The organism is Pseudomonas sp. SIMBA_068 (assembly GCF_046534705.1).
Lineage (GTDB): Bacteria > Pseudomonadota > Gammaproteobacteria > Pseudomonadales > Pseudomonadaceae > Aquipseudomonas > Aquipseudomonas putida.
In genome coordinates, this window is the sequence record NZ_JAWRYI010001539.1 from 1 (window position 1) to 239 (window position 239).

Annotated in this window: 1 pseudogene; it reads left to right on the forward strand. The window is 62.3% G+C overall.

Features of this window, described 5'->3' with window-relative positions:
* Positions 1 to 2 precede the first annotated feature (2 nt).
* A pseudogene (locus tag SB756_RS34845) lies at positions 3 to 239 on the forward strand (peptide ABC transporter permease); the annotation flags it as partial.

Genomic DNA, 239 nt, shown 5'->3' on the forward strand with positions numbered 1-239 from the left:
GCATCACCTTGCTGACCTTCGCGCTCATACGCCTGATCCCCGGCGACCCGGTGGAAGTCATGATGGGCGAGCGCAGGGTCGACCCCGAAATGCATGCCCAGGCCATGGAACGCCTGGGCCTGAACAAACCACTGCCGGTCCAGTACCTGGACTACGTGGGCAAGCTCGCCCAAGGTGACCTGGGTGAATCGCTGCGTACCCGCGAAAGCGTGTGGAGCGAGTTTCTCACCTTATTCCCG